This is a genomic window from Sorangium sp. So ce367 (assembly GCF_051520455.1).
GTDB classification, from domain to species: Bacteria; Myxococcota_A; Polyangia; order Polyangiales; family Polyangiaceae; genus Sorangium; species Sorangium cellulosum_B.
Genome location: NZ_CP150334.1, coordinates 5,756,737 through 5,781,277 on the forward strand (window position 1 = coordinate 5,756,737; position 24,541 = coordinate 5,781,277).

Genomic DNA, 24,541 nt, shown 5'->3' on the forward strand with positions numbered 1-24,541 from the left:
AGTCGGCGGAGCGGCTCCGCCCGGCCGCGGCGGCGCTCCCGGCCCGCTGCCGGTCGACGGATCGCGATCGAGGTGGCGCCGCCCGGCGCGCTCGTCCGAGGCGAGCTGTCCCGCGGCCCGCGGCCGAGCGTCGCCGCGTTCGGCCCTACCGACGTGTCATTGCCCGAAACGGTCGTTCGCCTCTCCGAGGTCGTTCACGCCATCGCTCCCCTGCCGGAGCGACCGCGCGGAGGAGAAGTTGCGCGGATCGCTGTCGAAGAAGTTGCCGCCGCTGGTGAGCGCGAAGACCATGCCTTCGTGGCCGACGTCGGCTGTCAGGCTCTTTCCTGGCGCGGAGACCGCGAGATCCGCCCTTCCATCGTTGTTGTAGTCGCCCGCGCGGAGCACCTCGCCGAAGTGATCGCCGTTCCCGTAGAACTCGTCGCATATCGGAGCGAAGAGGAAGGCCCCCAGGGAGCTCTCCTGAGTCCAGTGCCTGCGGGAGAGGATGGATAGCCCGCCGGAGATGCCGTAGAGGATATACGCCGCGCCATTCCCCGAGTACCCTGCTCCCGACTCGTACGGCGCGCCGATCACCAGATCGTCCCCGTGTTGCCCGTCGAGGTTGCCGGTGGCGAGCGCGCTACCGAACCCGATCAGCTCGTTCCCGGGGTTCCCCAGGAAGGACGGGAAGAAGCGCTGGCTGCCGAGGGTCGACAGCCCGTCGCTCGTGCCATAGACCACGCTCACGGATCCCTGAGGTGCGTCGTATCCGCCGAGCACCGGCACGAAGTCCTCGGGCGCGCCGACGGCGAGATCCGCGAACCCGTCGGCGTCGAAGTCTCCGGCGGCGAGCGCGGCGCCGAACTCGTCGCCTTCGTTGGACGGCCCCGGCAGCTCGTGGCCCTGCCGGAGGATGTAGAGGTCCCTCGCCGCGAAGCCGGACGCTGTACCGTAGACGAACGTGACGAGGCCTCGCGAGTACCAGTCGCTCCCGATCGCGAGGTCGTCGTAACCATCGCCGTCGAAATCGGCGGCGGCGAGCGTCGAGCCTGCCAGGAAGATGGTGTTCGAGGGACAGATGCTCCCCTGGGGCGCAAGGCAGCGCCGGAGGGTGCCCGCCTTCCCGTACCCCAGCCCCTGGGGCGTGGCCGAGCCATAGATGACGTTGACGCCGCCAGTTGGGTAGTCTTCCCCTGGCGCGCCTACGGCGAGGTCGTCGATGCCATCGCCGTTGAAGTCGCCCGACGCGAGCGCGGCGCCGAACCTGTCTGCCTTCTCCGCGGTCCCGGCCACGCCGGTGGAGTCCTGGGTGATGAGCTGCGCTTTCGCGTTGCCATCCATGCCGCCCGGCCGGAGCCCTGCCGCGAGGAAGCCTTGGGCCGGGAGGCCGTAGATGATCGCCACCGCTCCTGCCGCCTGCAGTCCATCGACATTCCGGGACGGGACACCGATCGCCAGGTCGGTCCACCCGTCGGCGTTGAAATCGCCCCAGGCGACCGCCTTGCCGAAGTTGTCCCACGCCTCCGGCGCGACGCCTGCGATCCCGAGCGAGCCGGCAGCGAACGCCTGATCGGTGCGTCCGGTGCCCCCGGCGCCGGTCGCGGAGACACCCTGGCTCGATCCATAGATCACGTGGACCACGCCTGCGTCCTGCGCGGCGCTCACGTCTTCGGCGTGAGCCGACACGACGAGATCGGCATACCCATCGTGGTTGAAGTCTGGCTCTGCCGCGTGCGCCGCCGCGCTCGACCAGAGCACGCCCGCGGTCACGAGGAGCGCCGCGGCGCCGCGCCGGGGCAGCGCATCCGGGGCCATGGGACGATGGAGGTTCGGCGTCGCAGGCGCCGGCGAAAGAGGCGAAGGGACGAGGGGAAACGCGCGCTCGGTCATCGTGATGTCTCCAGGTAGATCGCGGCGTGCGTCGCGCGCTGGCCGCGCGCGCATCCACGTGCGAGCAGCGGTCAAGCAAGCGCCGCGCCGCTGAGGATCTGCGGCGTGCGGCCAGGGTGTCGGACGAACGCATGGCTCTCGATCGGCGGCGCGCGCCTCCATCCGCTGGAGGCTGCAGCCCCGAACCATGGATCCGCTCGCCCCCGGTATACCCGAAGCTCGGCGACGAGCCGTATGCGCCCACGCGATAAAATGGTCTCAGCTGCACGCTCCGAGCGATGAACACGAGCACCGGGAGGCGCGCAGACCTTCGATCGATGCGTCGGTGAATGGTTGGGGCCGACGCACAAGAGAGCAAATTTACAACGACACTTCCTGAGCGTCGCTGTCTCCGATTTCCGTGGAGACATGATAGCTCGAGTGAAGTACTTTCCACCTATGGTCCGCAGGCGACAGACAGGGAAGCTCCGATGCAACGCGGCGGCTCGCCGCGCAGCGCACGCACTGGCTTCCTACGTGGGAGCCGCCGCGCTCCGTGAACGCGGGCGGCAGCGGCATGGTGCATGGTGCGCCGCGCTCGCTCTCGCGCTCGGCGCTGCGGCGTGCGGCAGCGACGACGCCGATGGATCGAGCCCGGGTGACGCGGGCGGCGGTGGCGCCACGAGCAGCGGAGGTGCCACGAACAGCGGCGGTACCACGAGCAGCAGCAGCGGAGGCGCGGGCACATCCAGCGGCGGCAACAGCACGAGCGGTCAGGGCGGCGGCTCGGCCTCGGCCGGGAGCGGTGGATCCGGCGGTGGCCCGAGCGTCGACGAGCCGCCGAGCTGCGCGCCCGGCGGACCTGGGCTCTCGACGTGCGGCCCGGACGGCAGCGAGAGCTGCTGCACGAGCCTGCTGGTCACGGGCGGCACCTTCTATCGAACGTACAGCAACAACGGCAGCGGAGCGACCAACACGAGAGATCCCGCGACGGTGAGCTCGTTTCGCCTGGACAAATACGAGATGACCGTCGGCCGCTTCCGGCAGTACGTCGATTACCTGGTCGCCGGCGGCTCCCCGCCTGCGGCGGGCAGCGGCAAACACACGCATTTGAACGACGGCCAGGGCGTGGCCGATGGCGCGAAGCGCGGAAGCTTCGAGTCCGGGTGGAACTCGAGCTGGGACAGGTACATTCCGACGGGCCAGGGCGCGGCCGCCACGTGGACGAAGAACCTGACCCCCACCGTGTACGGCACCTGGACGGCGAACGCCGGCGACAACGAGATGCTGCCGCTCACGTTCATGAACTGGTACGAGGCCCACGCCTTCTGCATCTGGGACGGCGGCTTTCTGCCGACAGAGGCCGAATGGAAATACGCGACCGCCGGCGGAGACGAGCAGCGCATGTATCCCTGGGGCTCGATGGATCCCGGCTCTGGCAACCAGTATGCGATCTACGATTGCTACTATCCGAGCGGAAGGCGGGGCAGTTGTACGGGCGTCGTGAATGTGCCGGACGTCGGGAGCACGCCGCTCGGCGTCGGGCGCTATGGACAGTGGGATCTCTCGGGCAGCGTGTGGGAGTGGAACCTCGACGTCTACGCGAACTACGTGAGCCCCTGCGAGGACTGCGCAAACCTCACGGGCGCCACGAACCGGGTGCTGCCTGGCGGCGGCTTCCACACGGGGTTGATGCCGTATCTCCTGTCGTCGAATCGCTCGGCGGTCTCCTACGATCCGGCGAACTACCGCGGCGACTACGGCGTCGGCGTGCGCTGCGCGCGCACGCCGTAGCGCCCAGCCGTCGCCGAGGGCGGCCCTCGCGCGACCGGACGCGAGCGAGCTGAGCTCGAGCGCGCGGTGCCACCACGCGCCGGCGTGCGACAGCGACGGACGCTGCGCTGGCCGGGCAGGACGAACACGAGGCACCCTGGCGGCGACGCCACAGAAGGGCGGATTTCGAAATGAGCGCACCCGGGATCCGCAAGCTGTCGAGCGGCTACGCGGACACGGCGAGGTGCGTCGCGGACCTTGCTGCGAGGTGGATCCTCCGGCAGGCTTCCGACATGACGTCCCTCGCCTTCGCGATGCCGGCGGAGATCGTCGACCCGAGCGTCGTCGCTCCGCCGGGCGATCTGTACAGCAACGAGCCGCCGATGGAGAGCTACCAGCACCTCGTCCAGATGATCCTGCTGCTCGAGAGCCTGGACCTCTTCTGGAAGGACCGGGCCGACTTCTTCGCCGCGGGGAACCTGACCATCTACTTCAGCCCCAGGCAGCTCAAGACCGAGCACTTCCGGGGCCCGGATTTCTTCGTCGTGCTCGGCACCGAGCGGAGGCCACGCAAGAGCTGGGTCGTCTGGGAAGAAGACGGCCGGTACCCGAACGTGATCGTGGAGGTGCTCTCGGAGAGCACCGAGGGCACCGATCGTGGCCTCAAGAAGCAGATCTACCAGGACGTCTTCCGGACGCCGGACTACTTCTGGTTCCATCCGGAGACGCTCGAGCTCTCGGGCTTCCACCTCGTCGACGGGCAGTACGAGCCGCTCTCCCCCGATGCGTCCGGACGCCTCTGGAGCGCTCAGCTCGAGCTCTTCCTTGGCGTCGAGGAGGGACAGCTCCGCTTCTTCACCCCCGAGGGAGAGCTCGTGCCTGCTGGCAAGGAGCTCGCGAGACGGGCCGAGTCCGCTGAGCAGCGCGCCGAGTCCGCAGAGCAGCGCGCCGAGTCCGCAGAGCAGCGCGCCGAGTCCGCAGAGCAGCGCGCCGAGTCCGCAGAGCAGCAGGCAATGCGGCTGGCAGCGAGGCTCCGGGAGCTCGGCGTCGATCCCGACACGCTGAAGTAGCGCTCGGCGCCCGCGCTCCTCTCGCTCCTCCTGTGAATCGGATGATGAAGCTCTATTTCAGCCCTGGCGCCTGCTCGCTCTCTCCGCACATCGCGCTGCGCGAGGCCGGCCTCCAGTTCGAGCTCGAGCAGGTCCACCTCGGCACGAAGAAGACCCGGTCGGGCGCCGACTTCACCTTGATCAACCCCAAGGGCTACGTGCCCGCGCTCGAGATCGAGGGCGGCGAGGTGCTCACCGAGGGGCCGGTGATCGTCCAGTACATCGCCGATCGGAGGCCCGAGTCCGGGCTCGCGCCCCCGGCCGGCACCCTGGACCGCTACCGGCTGCAGGAGTGGCTGAGCTTCATCAGCACCGAGCTGCACAAGCAGTTCTCGCCGCTCTTCAAGCCGCGGGCGCCGGACGAGCAGAAGAACGCGGCGAGGGCGCTGCTCGGCCGGCGCTTCGCCTACGTGGCGCACCGCCTCGAGGGCGCGACGTACCTCCTCGGCGAGCGGTTCACGGTGGCGGACGCGTACCTCTATACCGTGACGACGTGGACGAGGTTCGCGGGCGTCGATCTCGGCGGATGGCCCGTCCTCGGCCGCTACAGGGAGCGCGTCGGCGCCCGCCCTGCGGTGCAGGCCGCCATCGAGGCCGAGCGGAGGCGGTAGGCCTCCTTCGAGTCCCTGCGGATACGCGCCTTGACACCACGATCACGCGCGGCTTTGCATGACGGCATGCTGCGGGCGATCGCCGACGAGGTGTGGGCGTACGAGAGGGACTTCCGGCTGCCGTTCGGCGATCTGCCGGCGCGCACGACCGTCGTGAGGCGGGCCGACGGCGGCATCGTCATCCACTCACCGCTGGCGTTCGATGACGACACCGCCCGGGAGATCGACGCGCTCGGCGAGGTGCGCGCCCTCGTCGCGCCGAGCTGCCTCCACCACGTCTTCCTGAGGGCCGCGACCGAGCGCTGGCCGCGCGCGAGCGTGCTCGGGGCGCCCGGGCTCGAGAAGAAGCTCTCCGGCCTCCGCTTCACCCCGCTGCCCCGATCCGGCGTGGCGCCGGAGCTCGGCGACGATCTCGGCGTACGCCTCGTCGAGGGCGTGCCGTACATCGCGGAGCACGTGTTCCTGCACGCGCGGTCGCGGACGCTCATCGTGACGGATCTCCTCTTCAACGTGCATGAGGCCCGCAGCTTCGCCATGAAGGTCTTCCTCTGGGTGGGCGGCGTGTGGAGGAAGACCGCCCAGGACCACGTGTGGCGCGTGCTCATGAGGGACCGCGCCGCGGCGGCGCGCAGCGTCGCCGACGTCCTCGCGTGGGAGTTCGAGCGCGTCGTCGTCGCCCACGGCGACGTCATCGAAGGCGAGGCGAAGGACCGGACGCGCCGCGCGCTCGCGTGGATCGGCGCCGGGGCTGGCCGGCTCCTGCCGGCGAGATGAGGGCTCTCAGGCGGCCGCCTGCGCGCGGCGCAGCCCGATGACCTGCGCCTCCGCGAAGAGCGCGACGGCGAGCGCCTGCGCCGCGACGAACGCATAGCCGATCGCCGTCGGCTCGAACCAGCCGAGCGCGAGGAGGAGCACGCTGTCGACGACCCAGAGCGCGTTCGCGACGACGACGGCGACGACGGCCCCCCGCGCCGGACGCTCGCGCGTGCCGAGCCATGCGACGAGCGCCGCGAACGGGAGCAGGCTCGCGCCAGCCCAGCGGAACAGCGCCTCGGGGAGGCCGGTCAGGCCGGCGAGGGGCGCCGCGGCCGCGAGCATGAGGAGGCCTGTAGCGCCGCTGAGGGCCGCGTCGGCGAGGAGGACGCGGCGCAGGAAGCGAGCAGAGATCACGAACGACATGGTGGGCTCCTTTCGTTGCGGTCGGGGCTCATCGCCCCTCGGTGGGCGGGACCTGCGGGCTGACGCGCGTGGCGCGCCGGGTGTCCGCAGCGCCCCTGACACCGCTCACCTTGGGGCGCCCTCGGCATGGGATCGATTACCTCCCAGGTAATGGGCGTCATTTTCCGGCGTGCTAGGGTCGACTCGCGATGACGAGCTCACACCCGCCGATCGGGGGTCTCCTGCGCGAGTGGCGCCAGCGCCGTCGAATGAGCCAGCTCGACCTCGCCTGCGAGGCCGACATCTCGACACGCCACCTGAGCTTCCTCGAGACCGGCCGCGCGCAGCCGAGCCGCGAGATGGTGATCCACCTGGCGGAGCGCCTCGATGTGCCCTTGCGCGACCGCAACCAGCTCCTCGTGGCGGCGGGGTACGCGCCGCTCTATCCGGAGCGCAGCCTCGGCGATCCGGCGCTCGCGGCGGCGCGCAGGGCGGTCGATCTGGTGCTCGCCGGCCACGAGCCTTATCCGGCGGTCGCCATCGATCGGCACTGGACCCTCGTCGCCGCGAACGGCGCGATCGGCCCCTTCCTGGCTGGCGCCGACGCCGCCCTCCTCCAGCCCCCGATCAACGTGCTGCGCCTGAGCCTGCACCCAGGCGGCCTCGCGCCGCGCATCGAGAACTCGCCCGAGTGGCGCGCGCACCTCCTCGCCCGCCTGCGCCGTCAGATCGACGTGAGCTCCGATCCCGCCCTCGTGACGCTCTTCGAAGAGCTCATCCGCTATCCGTCGCCGGAAGGATCGAGGCGCCCCGAGCCCGCCCGCGAGCCCGACCCGGTCGCCGTCGCGGTGCCGCTCAGGCTCAGGACGGAGGACGGTATCCTGAGCTTCCTCAGCACGACGATGGTCTTCGGCACGCCGATCGACGTCACCCTGTCCGAGCTCGCTGTCGAGTCGTTCTTCCCCGCAGACCAGGCGACCGCGGAGGCGCTGCGCGCGACGGCGCGACGCCGAGGACAAGGGCCCTCCGCCGAGGGATCCCCTCGGATCCCGCTCTGAGGGCGCGCGCCGCGCACGCGTCAACGGCCGTTCGCTGCCCGCGCTCCCCTGAGCAGCGCTGAGAGCGCTGCCCGCGCGTCGCGATGAGCAGCGCCGGGAGCGCTACCGGTGCATCGCGATGTCGTTGCGGGGAAAAGGCTTGATGCGCCGGGTCTGCCGCCCAGTGGACGGGATGGTCTTGGTCCGCCCGGGGGATCGCGTGGGCCGCACGGAGGGCTTCTTCTTCGAGGTCGACCGCGAGGCCTCGCTGGTGGGCGCGCTCTCGGGCTGCGCCGCAGCGGCCTGGACGGGCTCCTGGAGCTCCGGCGCGAGCAGCGGCCGGGGTGCCTCCACGACGCTGGCGAGGAGCGTCGACTCGGTCGAGCTCGCCAGCCCGGCGCGGGGAGTGACGGCGGCGAGCGCGGCGCTGTCGGCAGCGGGCGCGGCGAACCGGACGCCGAAGAACAGGCTGGCGCCGGCCAGCACGGCGCCGATCGCGGCGGCCGCCGCGAGCCGCGCGGATGGCCTCTTGCGCTTCTTGCGGCTCGACGCCGAGCCCAGGACCGCCGTCGTGCCATCGCCGCCGTCGTCCTCGCAGAGATCCGCCTCCACGACCGGTATCGACGGGGACGTCATGACAGGGTTGCGCCGGGTGACCACACCGTCCTGCGAGCTCACGGGCGGGGCCTCGACCACGCTCTCCGCAGCCGCGTCCCCGGCCGCCGGAGCCGGCGTCTCGGTGCCCCACTTGCGTGACGACAGCGCACGCTCCAGCGCCTCTGCCATCTCCTTCGCCGACCCGAAGCGCGCGCTCGGATCCTGCTGCAGGGCCTTCGCCATCCATTCGTCGACGGCGGCTGGCACGTCGATCCGGTGCGCGCTGGGGGGCGTGAACCGCCCCCTGTGCACGGCGAGCGTGAGCGCCGCGAGCGTCTCTCCGGAGAACGGGGTCCGCCCCGTCATGGCATGGTAGGCGACGACGCCGAGCGACCAGAGATCCGCACGGAAATCGAGATCCCTCGGGCTGACGAGCTGCTCCGGGCTCATGTACAGCGGCGTCCCGACCACGTTCCCCGTCGAGGTGACCCGCAGGTCCCGGACCCGCTTGGCGATACCGAAGTCAAGCACCTTGACGAAGCTCTCCCCGTCCACCTGGGTCAGGAACAGGTTGTCCGGCTTGATGTCGCGGTGGACGATGCCGAGTCGGTGCGCCTGCCCGAGCGCCTTGGCCGTCTGCGTCACGATACGCGCCACCTCACCGAGCGGCAGCCGGCCCTGGCGGCTGATACGGGTCCTCAGGTCGTCGCCGCGGAGGAGCTCCATCGCGATGTACGGCATGCCCTCCGCGGTCAAGCCGTGATCGAGGACCTGCGCGACGTGCGGGCTCGTGATCTGCGCCGCGGCGACCGCCTCTCGCCGGAACCGCTCGACGTAGCCCGGGTCGTCCGCGTACTCGGGCGACATGAACTTCACGGCCACCTGAGCCTTCAGCGGAAGCCTATCCGCGACCCAGATGCTCCCCATCCCGCCGCGCCGGAGGATGCGCACGAGCCTCAGCGAAGGCGTCACCATCTGTCCGGTGTGCAGGGGCATACCTCTGCTACTCCTTCTCGCACAGGCCCGAGCCGGTGGTTCCGTCAGCTCCAGCCGAAAACTCGCCCGAATGGCGTAAATAGATCACTACGACGCCTTCATTGCCTCTGCAAGAGAAACAAAGTGCTCTCCGCCACGTGAGTCACGTCAGTCACGTCAGTCGCGTCAGTCACGTCTGCGCGCGTGTCGCGCACCCGCGCACATTGAAGCCAACCTGTCTCTTACATCTCTTACATCCCCCAGGAGCGCAGGGGCCACGGAGCGCTCCTGTGCGATACGGCCACATGGACGGATATCCGCCGTGCGCCGGTGTCGGCGCATGAGCGCATGCCGAGCGCCACGCTCATCCGGCCGGTCGAAAGCACCCGTCGTCGCGGGCGGTGACGCTGAACAACGGAGTTGAAGGTAGGTTACCTGATGAACAGGTGGGGAGCCCGGGAACAAGCGTGCGTGTCGTACGGCCATGGCTCGCGATCCGCTGCGGCTTCATCCATGGGCTCACCTCGCCGCGCCAGATGAGCCCCCCGGGGCGCGAGGCTCAACACCTCTTGACTTCGAAAAAAGTCTTTCATTTTACCTCCACAATCACCGTTCGGGCAGCATGGAGGGCGGCGCTCGTGTCTTCATTCTTCATCCAGCGCGGGAATCTCGAGGACGGGGCGAGACCCATTGGGGTGTCGGCATCGTCCGAGATCGGAGGGCGGGCCGGAGCTCCACCCGCGCGGGGCGCTCGCGCTTCCCCGGATCACGCGCCGCGACAGGCGGGTTGTCTTCTAGAGGAGGATTGAAGCCTCTCGTCTTCTGGATGCCGGCTCACTGAAAGAGTTCACCCAGCCGAAGACGGCCTGGACACCCGCGGAGCTCGCGCGTACGCCGGCGGAGGAAATCCAGCCGCGCCGAGGCTGAAGCAGAGGCGTAGGGGTGCGATAAAAAATGAAGCGCGGGTGTCATCCATGGTTGCGTCTACGCGCGCAGGCGTAGAATCGCCGGAACCATGAGCCGATCCCCCTCCGACAAGGACGCGCACAAAAAGGCAACGGTCAGCCCCGTGCCGTCGCGAGGGACCCCGCCGGAGACGATCCCGTCGCGCGCCAGCAGCAGCAGCGCCCTGCCGTCGGCGCCGCCTCCGACACGCACCAGCGCCGGCAGCGGCAGCGCCCTGCCGCCGGCGCCCGCATCGAACCGCGGGGGCAGCACCCTCCCGCCTCCTCAGCAGCACGCGCCGCCGCCGGCGCGCGGCAGCCACTTCCCGGCCGACGCGCGCGTTCGGCGAGATCGGCCGAGCGTCCCGCTCTCTCCGCACGGCGTCTATGCGTCGCAGGAGGCGCGCGGCTGGCGAGAGCGGCCGACCGCCGCGGCCGCGGCCGCGGCGCGCAGCGGCTACACCTTGCAGGATCCGTTCGACCGGTGGGACCCGCCCGAGGGCTCCCCCGCGGCGCCCGCGACCCAGCCGCCCGAGCCGCCGAGCTCGCGTGTCCCGGAGGGGTCGCGTCACGACGACGCCGGCCGTGGCCACGCGCCGGCGTCGTCGCCGGCCAGGCGCACGGCGACCGGCGGGCTGCCCGCGCATCAGCCCGCGCCGCCGGCCAGGTCGACCGCGGGGCGCGAGCCGCAGCGGCTCCACGAGCCGCACGGCGGGGGCCACGACCCGTACACACCCATCAACCAGATCCTCGGCTACACGCGCCTGCTCGTGGCGTCGCTGCAGGGCAAGGTCGCCCCGCAGCACATCGAGGACATCCGCAACATCGAGCTCGCGTCGCGCAAGCTGCTCACCATCGTGCAGGCGATGGAGAACGGCGACGAGGACGCGCCCTCGAGCGTGAAGGTCAGCATCCCCTCCCCGCACGAGGAGCCCGCGGTCCACGCCGAGATCGAGGGCAGCGGGCGCGGCACCATCCTCGTTGTCGACGACAGCCGAGGCAACCGCGACGTCCTCTGCCGGGTGCTGCAGAACAACGGCTACCGCACCGCTTCCGCCGAGGACGGACCCCGCGCGCTCGGGCTCGCCGCGCGCGAGCGCTTCGACGCCGTGCTGCTCGACGTGAACATGCCCGGCATCAGCGGCCTCGGTGTGCTCTCCGCGCTGCGCCAGAGCCGGTCGCAGGCCGAGCTCCCCGTGATCATGGTGACGACGCGCGGCGCGAGCGAGGACGTCGTCGAGTCGCTCAAGCTCGGCGCCAACGACCATGTGACGAAGCCGATCGACTTCGACATCCTGCTCGGGCGGCTCGACACGCAGCTCACGCTGAAGCGCTCGCGCGAGCAGCTCTCGCAGCTCGCGGCGGAGCTGTCGGTCAAGAGCGAGTTCATCCGCAAGACGTTCGGCCGCTACCTGAGCGACGACGTGGTGAACCGCCTGCTCTCCTCGCCCGAGGCCCAGCTCCTCGGCGGCGAGGAGCGCGAGGTGACCATCATGATGACGGACCTCCGAAGCTTCACGACGATGACCGAGAGCATGCCGCCCGACGTCGTCATGCGGCTGCTGAACGGCTACCTCGGCGAGATGGCGCGCATCATCGTCGCGCGCGGCGGCACGATCATCGAGTTCATCGGCGACGCGATCCTCGCGCTCTTCGGCGCCCCGTTCCCCGCGGGCGACGACACCCGCCGCGCGGTCGCCTGCGCGCTGGAGATGCAGATCGCGATGGACGCGGTGAACGAGAAGAACAGCGCCGAGGGCCTGCCGACGCTGCAGATGGGCATCGCGCTCAACACCGGCCCGGTCGTCGTCGGCAACATCGGCTCCGAGGCGCGCACGAAATACGGCGTCGTCGGCGCGCAGGTGAACCTGACGTCCCGCATCGAGTCGTGCACGGTGGGCCGACAGATCCTCATCGCGGACGCCACGCGCCGCGCCGCCGGCGTGGGGCTCCTGCTCGGTCAGAGCCACGCGCTGGCCGTCAAGGGGTTCTCGAACCGCGTGCTGGTCCACGAGGTGCTGGGCCTCGACAACCCCGAGCGGCTCTACCTGCCCGAGCGGCGGGTCGAGATCCTCTCGCTCTCGTCGCCGCTGCCGGTCGTCTGTGCGCGCCTCGCGGGCAAGCGGGTGGAGGGCGAGCCGCAGTCCGCCTTCATCCTCGGGCTCTCGCCCTTCGGCGCCGTGCTGCGGATCCATCCCCGGCCCGCGCCCTTCACGAACCTCCAGATCCACCCGTCCGGCGCGCTAGGCGAGCAGCTCGGCGGGGAGCTGCACGCGAAGGTGATCGAGCTCGACGCGCGCGCCGAGGACGTCGTGCGCATCCACTTCACGTCGTCGCCGCCGGGGCTCGCGGCGTTCGTTCAGAAGCTGCACCGCGCGGAGGCGTAGCGACACAGGCAGGCTCGCGTCTGGGTGGATGGGAGGAGCCTGCCGAGCCGCCCGGCCCCAGCCCGACCCGCCCCGCGCGGAGCGCCGGTGCGTTCTGCAGACACGTCCGCATCGCGCGTCCGCCCACGAACGATCCACGATCTACATTCGAAAGATCGACGCCACAAGCATTCCCGTGACTCGCGCTACCCCCATTTGCCGCAGACATTCCCGCAGTCCGTCGCACAAGCTAGCGCACGACTTTATCTCCGCAAGATCCACATCAAGAGAAACCAAAGTCTGCGCCACCTCCGGCTTGATTCCAGCAAGGATATACGATGCGCCGAGCATACGCACCGACGCAGCGAGTCGGTACAACTGACCGACGCTCGCTGTATCAATCGACTCCACGCCACCAACATCGATTATCACAAATCGCGCACGCTTGCTCGAGATGGCCGGAAGCAAGCGGTCCATGAGCTCCGCCACCCGTTCCAAATCAAGCGAGCCGAAGACAGGCACCATCAGCACCTTGTCCCAGACCTCCAGCACCGGCAACGAGGACGAGCGGACGGCCTGCAGCTGCCGCTCAGTATACTCCAAGCGTTCCCTGAGTTCCGCCTCTTCTCTGCGCTGCGCATCCTCCGCCAGGCCGCGGCGGACCAGCTCGCCGAGACGCGCAGCTACGATCTCGAGGAAATATCGCTTTCCCTTCGAGAAGGCGTCACCCCCTGCCAGTGAATGCTCCTCGCGGCAATGGACCTCCACCGCGCCAATCGCCTGCCCTTGCAGGACGATGTCCTGCGCGAGCACCCAGGCCGTCTCGCGGAAACTCTTCGTGAGAAACGCGCGCTCGCCGATCTTCGCGCGGGCGGATGTCGCCTCTGGGTCGCCAAATGCGAGCGGGACGAGATCCACAGTGTGCTGGAACAGCTCCTCGAGCGAGGCCTTCTCGGTGATGTCGGGATTCAAGATCGCGTGAAGGCAGTCGATCTCTCTGCCTCGCTCCTCGAGCTCTCGTCGTGCGCGCTCGGGATCCGCGACCGTCTCCGTGAGCGCCGTCTCCACCTTGTTCATGCCACCTAACCTTCTCAATCGGCCAGGAACCCTACGCGCACCCGCTCGCTCGCCGTGTCACGACGAGCCGCCAGCTGAGAACGGTACTGCACGGCAGAGGCTGCCATCCAATAGACACCACCACGGAAGATGTAGTACGATTGGGGCCGGTCGGACAAGAGCTAGCGCGAGCAACCTGGTCGGAGATCAAGCGATGCAGGCGGGACAGCATGTAACCCCGACGATCCGGCTGGTGCGCCCCCTGGGAGAGGGGGCGATGGGGTGCGTGTGGGTGGCAGAGCACCTGGCGCTCGGGACGCAGGTCGCGGTGAAGCTGATGGCGCGGGAGTATGTGCAGCGGCCGGAGTTCACGGTGCGCTTCCAGCGGGAAGCGCAGGCGGCAGCGCGGCTCAGGAGCCCGCACGTGACGCAGGTGTTCGACCACGGAGTCACCCCCGAGGGGGAGCCGTTCATCGTGATGGAGCTGCTCGAAGGGGAAACGCTGCGCCAGCGGCTGAAGCGGCATGGGCAGCTGCCGATCGAGCAGGTGGTGCGCCTCGTCGAGCAGACGGCCAAGGCGCTCGGCCGGGCTCACCAGCTGGGCATCGTGCACCGCGACATCAAGCCAGACAACCTGTTCCTGGTCGACGAAGGCGGAGAACCGTTCGTCAAGGTGCTCGATTTCGGGATCGCGAAGCATGTGCACCCCGACGTCATGGGCATGACGTCGACCGGAAGGACGCTGGGGACGCCGCTCTACATGAGCCCAGAGCAGTTCAGCGCGCCCAAGCACGTCGACCACCGGACGGATCTGTGGGCCCTGTCCGTCGTCGCCTACGAAGCGTTGACGGGACGAGCTCCCTTCGTGGGCGACACATTCCTGGCGCTGGCGCGGTCGGTCTGCGCCGGGGAGTTCCCGATGCCAAGCGCGCTCCGCGCCGACCTGCCCACGGGGGTAGACGCGTGGATGACGCGGGCCCTCCAGTGTGACGCCGCACAGCGGTTCGAGTCGGCGACCCAAATGGCTCAGGCGTTCGCGACGTCCGCGCAACGAAGCACGATGCCCGCACCATCGGCGGCATTTGATGATACCGCGCCCGCGTCACGGCCCGATGAGCCCGTGCGACCGGCGCAAAGAGCCGCGCCTGCCAGGCCCCTCCAGGACGTAGCGCGCGCAGAGGGCGCCCGTGGAGCTGCCGAGGCACGTGGGCATGCAGGAAAAGAAGCTGCGTTCGACGCGGCGGTGCTCCGCAGGCTCTTTTCCCGTCCCTCGAGTCCATCGAGCGGAGGTGAGCGGCCGGAGCGCGACGTCACGCCCGGCGCGGACGTGTCGCAAATCCAGATCACCGACGAACCATGGGAAGACGCCAGGGTGCTCTCGCTGTCGATACCGGGCATCAAGCCCAGCGCCGTCAAGCTTGGCTCGCGTGGTCTCACGCTCTATGGCGGCTTCTCGCTAGGCCTGGTGATGTGCTGGGAGCTCGAGGCGAGGCGCTGGCGGTGGTGGCGCCAACATCTCGCGCGCCCGCTCTGCTTCGCCAGAGCGCAAAGCCAAACAGCGATTTTCCTCGGATGCAGCGACGGCAACATTCGCGCACTCGACTCCAAGAACGGCGCGACCGAAAGAACCCTCCAAGGCCACGCTACATCCGTCCGCTGCGTCGCGACGAGCCCGACAGGACAGCAGCTCGCCTCCTGCTCCGACGACAAGACGGTCCGGCTCTGGAACATCTCCACCGGCGAGCTGATGTTCACCGGCAAGGAGCACTCCGACCGCGTTCGAAGCGTGGCCTTCAGTCCGAATGGTACCGTTCTTGCGTCCTCCTCGAACGACTCGACCATTCGCCTGTGGGATCAAAGCCTCCGGCCGCTCCGGGTCCTTCGCGGCTCTCCAGGTGGAGTGCGGAGCGTGGCCTTCTCGCCGGACGGCGCCTTCCTGGCGGCAGGCTGCGGCGACAGCACGATTCGCATCTGGGAAATAGGCAAATATGAACAGCCGGTGAGGGTCCTTGAGGGCCATGGTCAGCGCGTCGTCTCCGTGGCCTTCGGCTGGCGTGGCGGCGTGCTCGCCTCGGGCTCATCCGATCGCAGCGTTCGACTCTGGAACGTCGCGACCGGCAAGCCGCTTCGAGTGCTTCCCAGGCACGGAGGAGCGGTCGAAAGCGTCGCCTTGAGCCTTCACGGCGAGCGCCTCGCGTCGGCGTCCGACGACGGTGTGGTGCGCGTCTTTAGCTTCTCGAAGACCATCGGTTAGCAGCAAACCGGGTTCTTGCCGGAGCACGCCTGCGGCTTGCGGATGTCGCTGTCCCGCCATCCTGCGGGCGTGATCTCGCGCAATAACGACTCCATGTTCCTCGTGCTCGCCGACGGAGCCGGGAAGCGCAGCGACGAGCGCCGCCTTGCTCCGGTAGAGCGCCTCGCCTACGCTCCCCGCTCGCAGCGCAACACGGCTCCTTCACGCGGCCACACACACCGAGGTAGCAGACGCACATGCGTTCCCTGACCGTCGCGGGCCCTGCGGGCGCGCTCCACATCGTCGATCATCCAGCCGCCGTCCCTCGCCCTGACGCAGGCGCCGGTTCATCGCGCGAGGCGCCGCCGGTCGTGCTCGTGCACGGCATGGTCAGCCACGCCGGCTTCTGGGAGGCGCCGCTCGCGCACGTCGCCGGCCGGCGGCGCGCGGTGGCCATCGACCTCCGGGGGCACGGCGCGTCGGAGCCCCCGCCCGACGCGGACTACGCTCCCTCCGCGTGCGCGGCCGACGTGCTCGCGGTCCTCGACGCCCTGGCGCTCCCCCGCGTGGCGCTCGTCGGCCACAGCTACGGCGCGCTCGTGGCGCTCGCCGTCGCGGCCGAGCATCCGGAGCGGGTCGCGCGCCTCCTGCTCGCAGACCCGCCCCGGGATTTCACGCAGATCCCGGCGGAGGTCCAGGCGCAGCACTTCCCGCCCTACCTCGCCGCCCTCGCGGCGGACGGCTGGCGTGACACCGCCGTTGCCACCTTCAGCGAGGCGCTCGCGGGCAGCACGCCCGCGACCCGGGAGACGGTGCTGGCGCGCGTCGCCGCCACGCCGCACGACCGGATGCTCGGCATGTCCCGGCATTTGCTGGAGTTCGAGGCGGTGAACGCGCTGGACCGCTACCTCGCCGCTCCGGGCGCCCGCGCCCACGCCATCCTCGCCCCCTCGAACGCATGGCCGCAAAGCCTGCACGCGCTGAGGCCCGCGCTGACGGCCGTCGTGCTGCCGGAGACCAGCCACTGGCTGATGCTCGACGCGCCGGCGGCGTTCGCCGCCGAGCTCGAGGCCTGGCTGGACGCCGCCTGAGCCCGGGATACGGCGCTCCCGCTCTCCGGCTCAGCTCCGCCCTCGCTTCCCCGCGGCGAGCTCGCCGAACCGCTCCCGGTAGCCGCCGAACCGGTCCAGCACCTCCCGCTCGGTGAGCCCGAAGTCGTCGAGGGCGTAGCGATGGACCCCGCAGCGGTGCTGCGGGTGCTCGCGCATCCACCCCTCGATCCGCGCGGCGACAGCGCCGTCGAACCCGAGGCCGAAGCGCTCGTGGATGCGCCGTACCAGCCCGGCGGGATCCGCGGTCAGCTCCTCGTAGCTCGCGTCGAAGAACCGCGCCGGGTCGAGCCGCGCGCGGGCCTCGAGGAAGCGGTCCATCATGGCGCCGAGCAGCTCGAGGGCCCCCGGGCCGACAGCGCGCGGCTCGACCCGCCGCTGGTGCATCGCGCGCGCGGCCGCGGCGAGGCTGCAGAACGACGGGACGACCCGGAGCGGATCCCGGTGCGTCATCACGATGCACGCGTCCGGATACACCTGCAGGAGCGCGGCGATCGCCGGAAGGTGGAAGGGAGACTTGAGCACCCAGCGCCCCTCGGGGCGCCCCCATTGCAAGACCTGCAGCTGGCGGCGGTGATGCTGGTAGTCCGGGACGAGGTCCTGCGCGAGCGCCCACCTCCGGTACGACGGCGTCTCGGCGCGGACACAGGGGAGAAGGGTGTTCTGCATCAGGAACACGCACTCTTCCGGGCCGTCCGCGGAGAGCTCGTGGATGGTGGCAAAGATCGGACAGACGGCGTGCGCCAAGCGGACGCGGCGCCTCGCCGCCGCGCGCCGGGGGTCGCGGGCCTCGTCCTCGGGATGGACCGGCGGCGACGGCGCCTGGAGCCGCCAGAAGCGCGGCGCGTGCGCGTCCGGGTGCAGGATCATCAGGTTGTGCAGCAGCGTCGTGCCGGTCCGCGGATAGCCGACGATGAAGACCGGGCGCGGCGTGCGCTGCTCGGTGATCCGCGGCTCGCGCCGCACGTCCTCCCGCAGCAGCAGGCGATTCGCGATCTGCCGCTCGATCTCGTCGCCGAAGCCGAGCCTCCCGAGCAGGGCCAGATCGGCCTCGTCCTCGAGCGAGGCGGAGAGGACCCGCAGCCCCTCCCAGAACCAGCCCTCGCCGGGATCGGTCAGGCCCGTGTGCCGCCGGGCGCGCTCGAACAGGGCATCGACGTCCAGGGGAGCGAGCGCGCGCAGGGCCGATCGCCCCATCCGCGCCCCCACCGCGTTGAGCGCGCGGAACGGCATCGACACGCGGTACGGATGAGGGGTCGATCGGGTGGGTCCGTGCATGCGCCGCCCTCAGGGTAGGCGCGCGCGGCACGGAGGGATAGCGCCGAACGGGCGGGCGCACGCGGGCCACGCGGCGGCTGCACCACGAGCGCATCCGATCCTTTTCGGCCGGGCGCTCCGGGCCCACACTGCCGCCATGCACGACGACAGCGCCCCCCGGCACTCCGCGCTCACCGAGAAGACCCTGGCTCACTACGACGATCACGCCCTGTCGTTCTGGGAGGGCACGCGCGATCACGACGTCTCGCAGAACCGCGCCGCGCTGCTCGCGGCCCTGGAGGGGGCGGGCCCGTTCACGATCCTCGATCTCGGCTGCGGCCCCGGGCGCGATCTCGCGGCGTTCCGGGCCGCGGGGCACAACCCTGTCGGCCTCGACGGGTCCGCGCGGTTCGTCGAGATGGCGCGGCGGCACGCGGGCTGCGAGGTGCTCCACCAGGACTTCCTGCGCCTCGACCTCGAGGCCGGGCGCTTCGACGGGATATTCGCCAACGCGTCGCTGTTCCACGTGCCGAGCAAGGAGCTGCCGCGCGTGCTCCGCGAGCTCCACGCCGCGCTCCGCCCGCGCGGCGTCCTGTTCAGCTCGAACCCGCGCGGCGACGATCGGGAGGGGTGGTCGGGCGACCGGTACGGCTGTTATTGGTCGCTCGAGCGGTGGCGAGAGCACGTGACCGCCGCCGGGTTCGAGGAGATCGAGCACTACTATCGACCGGCGGGCCGGCCGCGCGAGCAGCAGCCGTGGCTGGCGACGGTGTGGCGCAAGCGCTGAGCCCTCGGCGCGAGCAGCTTGCAGTCAGCTTGCGGTCAATCGCCCCGAAGCGGGCGGAGACGCGCGGGCGCCCGCGATCAGTGCGCTCTGATCACCTGCGGGCGCGCGGGCGTGCGGGCGGCGGAAGCGCGGGGCGCGGGCCCGCGGATGACCGCCGGACCCAGCGCGACGATCACGAGGGCCAGCGCCACGACGAGGGCGAGGCCGCCGCGCAAGGTGAGGCGATCGGAGACAAGGCCGATGGCCGGAGGGCCGACGAGAAAGCCGCCGTACGACAGGGTGGCGAGCGTCGCCAGCGCCTTGCCGGGCGCGACGCCGGGGGCGCTCGCTCCGGCGCGGAAGACCAGCGGCACCACGACGGACAGTCCGGCGCCCACGCACCCGAACCCCAGCAGCATGGCGACGGGGGCGTTGGCGAGCAGCGCCGCGCCGAGCCCGCCCGCGACAACGACCCCGGCCGCGCGCACGACCCGATCGGCGCCGAAGCGCTGCGTCAGCCCGTCCCCGGAGAACCGCCCGAGGAGCATCGCCAGCGAGAACGCGGCGTAGCCGGTCGCCGCGAAGGCCGCGGTGGTGTGGAGCTCGTCGCGGAGGTAGACGGCCGACCAGTTGGCCATCGCGCCCTCACCCACGGACGAGCAGAACGCGACGAGGCCGAGCAGGAGGAGCCCTGTCGAGCGTGCGGTCCCGGGGCCGGCCGCGGTCGCGGGCTCGGGGCACGCGTCGGCCGAGAGCGCCCTGCCCTCGCGCGCGACGGCCGCGGCGAGGACGGCGGCGACGGCGGCGAGGTGCGCCGCGGGCGACAGCGCCCGGTCGGCCGCGAGCGCGCCAAGGGCCGCCCCGATCAGCCCGCCGAGGCTGAACATGCCGTGGACCGAGGCGAGGATGGGCCGACCGGAGCGCCGCTCGACCTCGACGGCCTGCGCGTTCATCGCGACGTCCATGAGGCCGTTGCACACGCCGAGCAGCAGGAGGGCCGCGACGAGCGCGGCGAAGGAAGGGGCGAGCGCGGGCAGGGGCAGCGCCGCGCACAGGAGCAGGGCCGAGACCCGGGTGATGCGCCGGCTCCCGAAGCGGGCGACGAGCGGCCCGGCGGCGCGGAAGGCGAGCATCGCGCCGCAGGCGAGGCCGAGGAGAGCGAGGCCGAGCAGGCCGTCGCGCAGCCCGAGCCGCTCGCGGACCGCAGGGACACGCGCGGCCCAGGACGCGAAGGCGATGCCGTTCGCCACGAACATGACCGAGACGGCGCGGCGAGCGCGCGAGACGTCGTCAACGAGCGAGAGGGAGGCGCCCATCACAGCACCCCCCGCGCAGGACCAGGCGAGCCGCTGGCGCACAGCCGCGGCCCGGGGAAGGCCGTCCAGAGGACGGCGGTCAAAGTTGGAGGCTCCCCGGAAGGTTCGTGCATTTTCGTGAACATCAGGGAAAGATCTTGGGGCCGGATTGGACCGGAGCAAGCAACTTCGTGCACAAACAGGAACAACCGTGCAAAACAACGCAGACACCTCCGGCCTGATGGTGGCCGAGCGGCGCCAGCATATTCTCGCGGTACTGGAACGTGACGGGAAGGTGGTGGCGGCAGAGCTGAGCCGTGCCTTCGGGGTCTCGGAGGACACGATCCGGCGCGATCTGCGCGAGATGGCGAACGAGGGGCTCTTGCAGCGGGTTCACGGCGGCGGCCTTCCGGTCTCGCGGGTGAACCCGAGCTTCCCTGCGCGCGAGCGGGAGCGGCCGAAGGCCAAGGAGGAGCTCGCGCGGGCCGCGGCGACCTTGATCAAGCGGGGTCAGGTCGTGTTCATCGACAGCGGGACGACCAACGTGGCTGTGGCGCGCCACCTCCCGCGCGATCTCGAGGCGACGGTCGTGACCAACAGCCCTCCTGTCGCCATCGCGCTCTCGGAGCACCCGCGGGTGGAGGTGGTCCTGCTGGGCGGGCGCGTGCGCAAGGACCCGCTGGCCGCCGCCGACGGGGTGACCATCGCGGGGGTGCGCCAGATCCGGGCGGACCTCTGCTACCTGGGGGTGTGCACGCTCGATCCCACGTTCGGCGTCACCACGCTGGATCTGGACGAGTCGTACGTGAAGCGGGCGATGGTGGAGGCCTCGGCCGAGGTCGTCGCGCTGGTGACCGCGGACAAGCTGGGCACCGTGTCGCCGTACGTGGTCGCGCCGCTGAGCGAGCTCACGTGGCTCTTCACCGAGCGCGGCGTGTCGAAGGAGGCGCTCGCGCCCTACCGGGCTGCCGGCGTCACCGTCACGCAGGACCTCGAGGCCGAGCCCGCCTGAACCAGCCGGTCAGAGAGCCTGCCACGACGTCCAGGAGGCGCAGGCTCGCGCTGGCCGTGCCGATCTCGAGGTGCCTGGACGCCCTCGCTTATTTCACGACGACCTTCGCCGTCGTGAACTTGACTGTCCCGCTGTTGTTCTGGGACTCGACCAGCAGCTTGACCTCGTGCAGGTTCCCCAGGGGAAGGCCGAGCGCTTCCCATTTGGTGAAGTGTTCGGAAACGGAGATCGTGCCGCACGTGCGAGCCGTCCGCCGGATGCTGAAATACTGATCGAACGTCTCGCTATCCCCCGTGATGGCCGGCTTGTTCACGCGGGTCTTCTTCCAGACGTCATAGGTCTCGCCATCGGCGGTGAGCGTGCCAACCTCGTCGCGCGGCGTCCCGTCGGAAGAAAACCCTGCCGGCTTCACGCTCCCCCAGTCGTCGAGGATGTAGAACTCGCGCAGCGGGTTGACGGTCCAGCCGTAGATACCGATGTACGTCAAGCCGCCGTCCTCCTCCGTCTTGGTATGCGCGAACTCCGCCGAGAAGGTGCCGATCTGGGCGTGCTTCCGGGTCTGGTTGAAGTCGAGCCCGACGCGCGCAAGGAAATCCTCGACGTTGCTCCATTCCGCGCTGAACGCGGCGTCGACGCCGTGCACGGTCATGCAGCCCGTCCCGCTTCCCTCCGCCCAGAGCTCATAACCGTAACCATTGCCCGCATTGCCTTTGCTGTTCGAGCAATACTCCCTGCCTCCGGTCAGCGGTGTCGCCGACGGGCAGGTGGTCGCGCCGCTGCCCGTGGACCCGCCTTCGCCGGTGGACCCGCCGCCGTCGCCGGGGGAGCCACCTCCACCCGTCGCTCCGCCCGCACCAGGGAGCCCGCTGCTGCTGCTGCTGCTGCTGCTCGCGCCGCCGCTCCCCGTGACGCCTCCGGAAGTAGCGCCCGCGCCCCCGGCGCCCGGTTGACCACCGCCTCCGCTCCCGCTGGTGGATCCTGCGATCGATCCGCCGCTCCCGTCGTCTTCCTTCCCCTCCCCGGAGCCGGAACAGCCCGTGAAAGCCACGGCAGCGAGGCAAGCGGCAAAAGTACCCAGCGACCAACGCGACGGAGCGAGAACCTTCATGGTTGGAGCATGCCAGGGGATGCACAGGATGATCAAGGGAGGCGAACCGCTGGAAGGGCAGCTCGTCGTCGGGTCGCCGCATCGGGCAGAAGTTTCCAGACCCGCGCGAACATCCCGTGCCATGCGCTGCTCGACGCGGGAGGGCTGAAGGTCGACGGCGTGCCCTCCACGAAGCATCCATCGTGGCGCGGTGATATGTCGCACGCCGAGGTGGGCCTGTGTCCGAAGAGAGTGCTCTCCGCTCTAAGGCACCGTGTCTCGCCGGGAAATCGACGAAGAGCGGAAGTTAGCTATCTTCACGTCGACCTCGGCGGACGACAGGATCGCGTCCTCGGCGAAGTACACCCAGTCGACATCCTCGTGGTACGTCCGCGAGCTGCCCTTTGCCGCATCGAGCTCATCGTACCAGAGGTTGAAAAAGATGAATTGATCCACCTCTGGAGCGTACATGGAGCCGTGCGTCGCGCGATGCACCCCATCGATGTAATAGCTGATGGACGTGCTGGTAACCTGGAGGACGAGCGTGTGAAAGCCGTTGAAGTTCGCGGAGACCAAGCTCGAGAGGTTCACGTCCGACGTCTCCCACGACGTCAGCCACATCGTGCTCGTGTTGTCCTGGCCCCAACCGCCGTTGGGCATGTACTCGAAATCCTGCTCCGAGTAGTCCGGGTCGCCGGCGGCCCACTCGGTCAAGGTGAAGAAGGTCTCGACGGGCTTGTCGGCGTAAAAACGCGCGCCGGACAGCGGGGTGTCGTTGAACTTGACCCTGGCAGCGTAGGTGCCGAAGCGGAACTTCTGGGCATGGGTGATCACCTCGGCCTGCGAGGTGGTCGCTCCGGTGCCGCTCGTGCTCGCCTTGAGGCGCATCAGCTTGTTCGTGGAGCTCTGCGGGTCAGCGACCAGCGAAACGTTGGATTCCAGCCACGCCGCGTCGCTCACCCCTGGCGCCCCCGACCAGCTCCGCAGCGACCACCAGCTCTTGAAGTTGGCGTCGCTGGTCCCGTTGTAGCTGAAGTCGTCGAAGAACTCGGCCGTGACCGCGCTGCCGACCTGGGTCGTCGCGCTCGCCTGATTGGAGGCGGCAGACGCGCCGCCCGCATTCAGGGCCGTGACTTTGTAATAGTAGGTGGTCGACGCGGCCAGGCCGGTGCTGTCATAGCCGGTAGAGGTCACGCCGCTGGCGATCTGGTTTCCCGTGCCAGGCGTGAAACCCGACGTGGTCGATCGGTAGACATCATAGCTCGTCGCACCGCTGCTCGCCGCCCAGCTCAGGGAGATCGCGCTCGCGCTCGACGCCGTGGCCGTCAGGGAGATCGGCGCCGGAGGCGGCGACACGCTGCCGCTCGGCGGCGTACCGCTGCGCAGGCCGCCCGTGGGCGCGGAGCCGGCGTCGTGCACGGTGATACGGCCAAAGTTGGAGAAGGCCGTCTGGTTTCCATACGAGTAATCGTCGGTCTCGGCAACGTTCGTGTCGAACTCGATCCCGAGGTCGATCGGCTGGGTCGTCGCCCCCGCAGCCAAGCTCCCGGCGGCGCTGGTGAAGCCGATCTGCACGTAACGATCGGCGCCTGTATAGGACACCGTCCCGGTTGTCAGCGTGATTCGGCTGCAGTCCGAGCTCCACCACCAGCACGCCGGGGTCACCGTCGTCGCGCCGTTCTTCGTGAACCAGTAGCGCAGGACGATGCTGCTCAGCGGTATCGGGGCAGCGGTGTTGTTGCGGATTTTTATCCCGGCCTCGATGATGGTGTCGTTCGGCGCGGCGGCGTCATAGTTGCGGTACTGAACGGTAAAGTCGCTCGTCCCGGCGGAACTACCGCTCGAGTGACCGCAAGTCGAGAGCGCGACGAAGATGCCCAAGCACGCGAGGCGGAGGGCACGAGCCCGCAAGAAATCGGCCATCCCTTCGAGGAGCGTCACACGTGTGCGCCGGCCAGTCCGTCTCATCTGCTCGACAGCATGTAGATATCTCGAGTTCATGATTGTCAATCGTGCTCCTTTCACGCCCGCATCGCGCGACATCGCCGAGCCGCGGTCGACTCCGAGCCTCGTGTCGAGCGGCGCCCGCTGTGGTTGTCGATCCGAGACTGCACCTGCGGAGGACTCCTGCCGCCGCACTCCTGCGCTCCGTGGAGCGTGCGGATCGTCTCGCGGGCCGATCCGCCGTCGCCCGGTCTGGGCGCGACGGCCGCCTTCAAGGACGTTCAAGCACGGTGCGTGCCAGCGCTGAGCAACCCCGAATCGGGCTTCGAAGCGACAGGCTCAACGGAGCATTGCCGGGAGT

The 24,541-nt window shown here is 69.9% G+C and carries 19 protein-coding genes; 10 read left to right on the forward strand and 9 right to left on the reverse strand.

The window, feature by feature from the left end:
- Positions 1 to 156: 156 nt before the first annotated feature.
- Both WME97_RS21915 and WME97_RS21920 read right to left on the reverse strand, forming a co-directional pair.
- Positions 157 to 1,797, reverse strand: coding sequence for a hypothetical protein (locus WME97_RS21915; protein WP_437554597.1), 1,641 nt, complete (start codon positions 1,795 to 1,797; stop codon positions 157 to 159).
- Between the two features lie 827 nt (positions 1,798 to 2,624).
- Positions 2,625 to 2,774 carry a hypothetical protein gene (locus WME97_RS21920; protein ID WP_437555716.1) on the reverse strand — a complete coding sequence of 50 codons (150 nt, stop codon included), beginning with the start codon at positions 2,772 to 2,774 and terminating at the stop codon, positions 2,625 to 2,627.
- Between WME97_RS21920 and WME97_RS21925 the strand changes: the two genes are divergently transcribed.
- From WME97_RS21925 to WME97_RS21940, 4 genes are all read left to right on the forward strand, one after another.
- The gene (locus tag WME97_RS21925) at positions 2,767 to 3,645 is read left to right on the forward strand and encodes a formylglycine-generating enzyme family protein (protein ID WP_437555453.1); all 879 of its coding nucleotides are present in this window, start codon (positions 2,767 to 2,769) and stop codon (positions 3,643 to 3,645) included. The genes WME97_RS21920 and WME97_RS21925 overlap by 8 nt on opposite strands.
- Positions 3,646 to 3,917: 272 nt before the next feature.
- Complete coding sequence (locus WME97_RS21930; protein WP_437555455.1) at positions 3,918 to 4,694, forward strand: Uma2 family endonuclease; 777 nt, start codon at positions 3,918 to 3,920, stop codon at positions 4,692 to 4,694.
- Positions 4,695 to 4,738: 44 nt separating this feature from the next.
- Entirely contained in the window at positions 4,739 to 5,344 is a 606-nt protein-coding gene (gene gstA, locus WME97_RS21935; RefSeq protein ID WP_437555457.1) for a glutathione transferase GstA, read from the forward strand.
- Between the two features lie 66 nt (positions 5,345 to 5,410).
- A complete protein-coding gene (locus tag WME97_RS21940) occupies positions 5,411 to 6,118 on the forward strand; it encodes a DUF4336 domain-containing protein (protein WP_437554599.1) in 708 nt (235 codons plus the stop codon).
- 6 nt (positions 6,119 to 6,124) lie between these two features.
- On the opposite strand, the gene WME97_RS21945 is transcribed toward WME97_RS21940, so the two are convergent.
- On the reverse strand, positions 6,125 to 6,523 hold the full coding sequence (locus WME97_RS21945; RefSeq protein ID WP_437554601.1) for a hypothetical protein: 399 nt from the start codon (positions 6,521 to 6,523) through the stop codon (positions 6,125 to 6,127).
- 188 nt (positions 6,524 to 6,711) lie between these two features.
- Between WME97_RS21945 and WME97_RS21950 the strand changes: the two genes are divergently transcribed.
- A complete protein-coding gene (locus WME97_RS21950; RefSeq protein WP_437554603.1) occupies positions 6,712 to 7,560 on the forward strand; it encodes a helix-turn-helix domain-containing protein in 849 nt (282 codons plus the stop codon).
- Positions 7,561 to 7,662: 102 nt separating this feature from the next.
- Here WME97_RS21950 and WME97_RS21955 read toward each other — a convergent pair whose 3' ends face one another.
- Complete coding sequence (locus WME97_RS21955; protein WP_437554605.1) at positions 7,663 to 9,132, reverse strand: protein kinase domain-containing protein; 1,470 nt, start codon at positions 9,130 to 9,132, stop codon at positions 7,663 to 7,665.
- A 994-nt stretch (positions 9,133 to 10,126) separates the two neighbouring features.
- On the opposite strand from WME97_RS21955, the gene WME97_RS21960 reads away from it, so the two are divergent.
- Positions 10,127 to 12,442 carry a response regulator gene (locus tag WME97_RS21960; RefSeq protein ID WP_437554607.1) on the forward strand — a complete coding sequence of 772 codons (2,316 nt, stop codon included), beginning with the start codon at positions 10,127 to 10,129 and terminating at the stop codon, positions 12,440 to 12,442.
- A 141-nt stretch (positions 12,443 to 12,583) separates the two neighbouring features.
- Here the strand turns inward: WME97_RS21960 and WME97_RS21965 are convergent, their stop codons facing one another.
- Positions 12,584 to 13,498 carry an STAS domain-containing protein gene (locus tag WME97_RS21965; protein WP_437554609.1) on the reverse strand — a complete coding sequence of 305 codons (915 nt, stop codon included), beginning with the start codon at positions 13,496 to 13,498 and terminating at the stop codon, positions 12,584 to 12,586.
- Positions 13,499 to 13,691: 193 nt separating this feature from the next.
- Here WME97_RS21965 and WME97_RS21970 point away from each other — a divergent pair, with 193 nt between their 5' ends.
- A complete protein-coding gene (locus tag WME97_RS21970) occupies positions 13,692 to 15,731 on the forward strand; it encodes a WD40 repeat domain-containing serine/threonine protein kinase (protein WP_437555459.1) in 2,040 nt (679 codons plus the stop codon).
- Positions 15,732 to 15,967: 236 nt separating this feature from the next.
- Positions 15,968 to 16,801 carry an alpha/beta fold hydrolase gene (locus WME97_RS21975; protein WP_437554611.1) on the forward strand — a complete coding sequence of 278 codons (834 nt, stop codon included), beginning with the start codon at positions 15,968 to 15,970 and terminating at the stop codon, positions 16,799 to 16,801.
- Between the two features lie 30 nt (positions 16,802 to 16,831).
- On the opposite strand, the gene WME97_RS21980 is transcribed toward WME97_RS21975, so the two are convergent.
- A complete protein-coding gene (locus WME97_RS21980) occupies positions 16,832 to 18,097 on the reverse strand; it encodes a sulfotransferase family protein (RefSeq protein ID WP_437554613.1) in 1,266 nt (421 codons plus the stop codon).
- A 136-nt stretch (positions 18,098 to 18,233) separates the two neighbouring features.
- Here WME97_RS21980 and WME97_RS21985 point away from each other — a divergent pair, with 136 nt between their 5' ends.
- Positions 18,234 to 18,863 carry a class I SAM-dependent methyltransferase gene (locus WME97_RS21985; RefSeq protein WP_437554615.1) on the forward strand — a complete coding sequence of 210 codons (630 nt, stop codon included), beginning with the start codon at positions 18,234 to 18,236 and terminating at the stop codon, positions 18,861 to 18,863.
- A 77-nt stretch (positions 18,864 to 18,940) separates the two neighbouring features.
- Here the strand turns inward: WME97_RS21985 and WME97_RS21990 are convergent, their stop codons facing one another.
- Positions 18,941 to 20,158: an MFS transporter gene (locus tag WME97_RS21990; protein WP_437554617.1), complete on the reverse strand. Its 1,218-nt coding sequence runs from the start codon at positions 20,156 to 20,158 to the stop codon at positions 18,941 to 18,943.
- A 190-nt stretch (positions 20,159 to 20,348) separates the two neighbouring features.
- On the opposite strand from WME97_RS21990, the gene WME97_RS21995 reads away from it, so the two are divergent.
- On the forward strand, positions 20,349 to 21,149 hold the full coding sequence (locus WME97_RS21995) for a DeoR/GlpR family DNA-binding transcription regulator (protein WP_437554619.1): 801 nt from the start codon (positions 20,349 to 20,351) through the stop codon (positions 21,147 to 21,149).
- 88 nt (positions 21,150 to 21,237) lie between these two features.
- Here the strand turns inward: WME97_RS21995 and WME97_RS22000 are convergent, their stop codons facing one another.
- Together WME97_RS22000 and WME97_RS22005 are read right to left on the reverse strand one after the other, a co-directional pair.
- On the reverse strand, positions 21,238 to 22,197 hold the full coding sequence (locus tag WME97_RS22000) for a glycoside hydrolase family 11 protein (protein WP_437554620.1): 960 nt from the start codon (positions 22,195 to 22,197) through the stop codon (positions 21,238 to 21,240).
- Between the two features lie 303 nt (positions 22,198 to 22,500).
- Positions 22,501 to 24,159: a cellulose binding domain-containing protein gene (locus WME97_RS22005; protein ID WP_437554622.1), complete on the reverse strand. Its 1,659-nt coding sequence runs from the start codon at positions 24,157 to 24,159 to the stop codon at positions 22,501 to 22,503.
- Between the last annotated feature and the right edge of the window lie 382 nt (positions 24,160 to 24,541).

Bases quoted from the DNA above. Each gene is read 5' to 3' on its own strand.
- WME97_RS21955 (WP_437554605.1), bottom strand. From the start codon at position 9,132: ATGCCCCTGCACACCGGACAGATGGTGACGCCTTCGCTGAGGCTCGTG.
- WME97_RS21990 (WP_437554617.1), bottom strand. From the start codon at position 20,158: ATGGGCGCCTCCCTCTCGCTCGTTGACGACGTCTCGCGCGCTCGCCGC.
- WME97_RS21915 (WP_437554597.1), bottom strand. From the start codon at position 1,797: ATGGCCCCGGATGCGCTGCCCCGGCGCGGCGCCGCGGCGCTCCTCGTG.
- WME97_RS21980 (WP_437554613.1), bottom strand. From the start codon at position 18,097: ATGCACGGACCCACCCGATCGACCCCTCATCCGTACCGCGTGTCGATG.
- WME97_RS21965 (WP_437554609.1), bottom strand. From the start codon at position 13,498: ATGAACAAGGTGGAGACGGCGCTCACGGAGACGGTCGCGGATCCCGAG.
- WME97_RS21940 (WP_437554599.1), top strand. From the start codon at position 5,411: ATGCTGCGGGCGATCGCCGACGAGGTGTGGGCGTACGAGAGGGACTTC.
- WME97_RS21970 (WP_437555459.1), top strand. From the start codon at position 13,692: ATGCAGGCGGGACAGCATGTAACCCCGACGATCCGGCTGGTGCGCCCC.
- WME97_RS21945 (WP_437554601.1), bottom strand. From the start codon at position 6,523: ATGTCGTTCGTGATCTCTGCTCGCTTCCTGCGCCGCGTCCTCCTCGCC.
- gstA (WP_437555457.1), top strand. From the start codon at position 4,739: ATGAAGCTCTATTTCAGCCCTGGCGCCTGCTCGCTCTCTCCGCACATC.
- WME97_RS21960 (WP_437554607.1), top strand. From the start codon at position 10,127: ATGAGCCGATCCCCCTCCGACAAGGACGCGCACAAAAAGGCAACGGTC.
- WME97_RS21985 (WP_437554615.1), top strand. From the start codon at position 18,234: ATGCACGACGACAGCGCCCCCCGGCACTCCGCGCTCACCGAGAAGACC.
- WME97_RS22005 (WP_437554622.1), bottom strand. From the start codon at position 24,159: ATGGCCGATTTCTTGCGGGCTCGTGCCCTCCGCCTCGCGTGCTTGGGC.
- WME97_RS21950 (WP_437554603.1), top strand. From the start codon at position 6,712: ATGACGAGCTCACACCCGCCGATCGGGGGTCTCCTGCGCGAGTGGCGC.
- WME97_RS21930 (WP_437555455.1), top strand. From the start codon at position 3,918: ATGACGTCCCTCGCCTTCGCGATGCCGGCGGAGATCGTCGACCCGAGC.
- WME97_RS21975 (WP_437554611.1), top strand. From the start codon at position 15,968: ATGCGTTCCCTGACCGTCGCGGGCCCTGCGGGCGCGCTCCACATCGTC.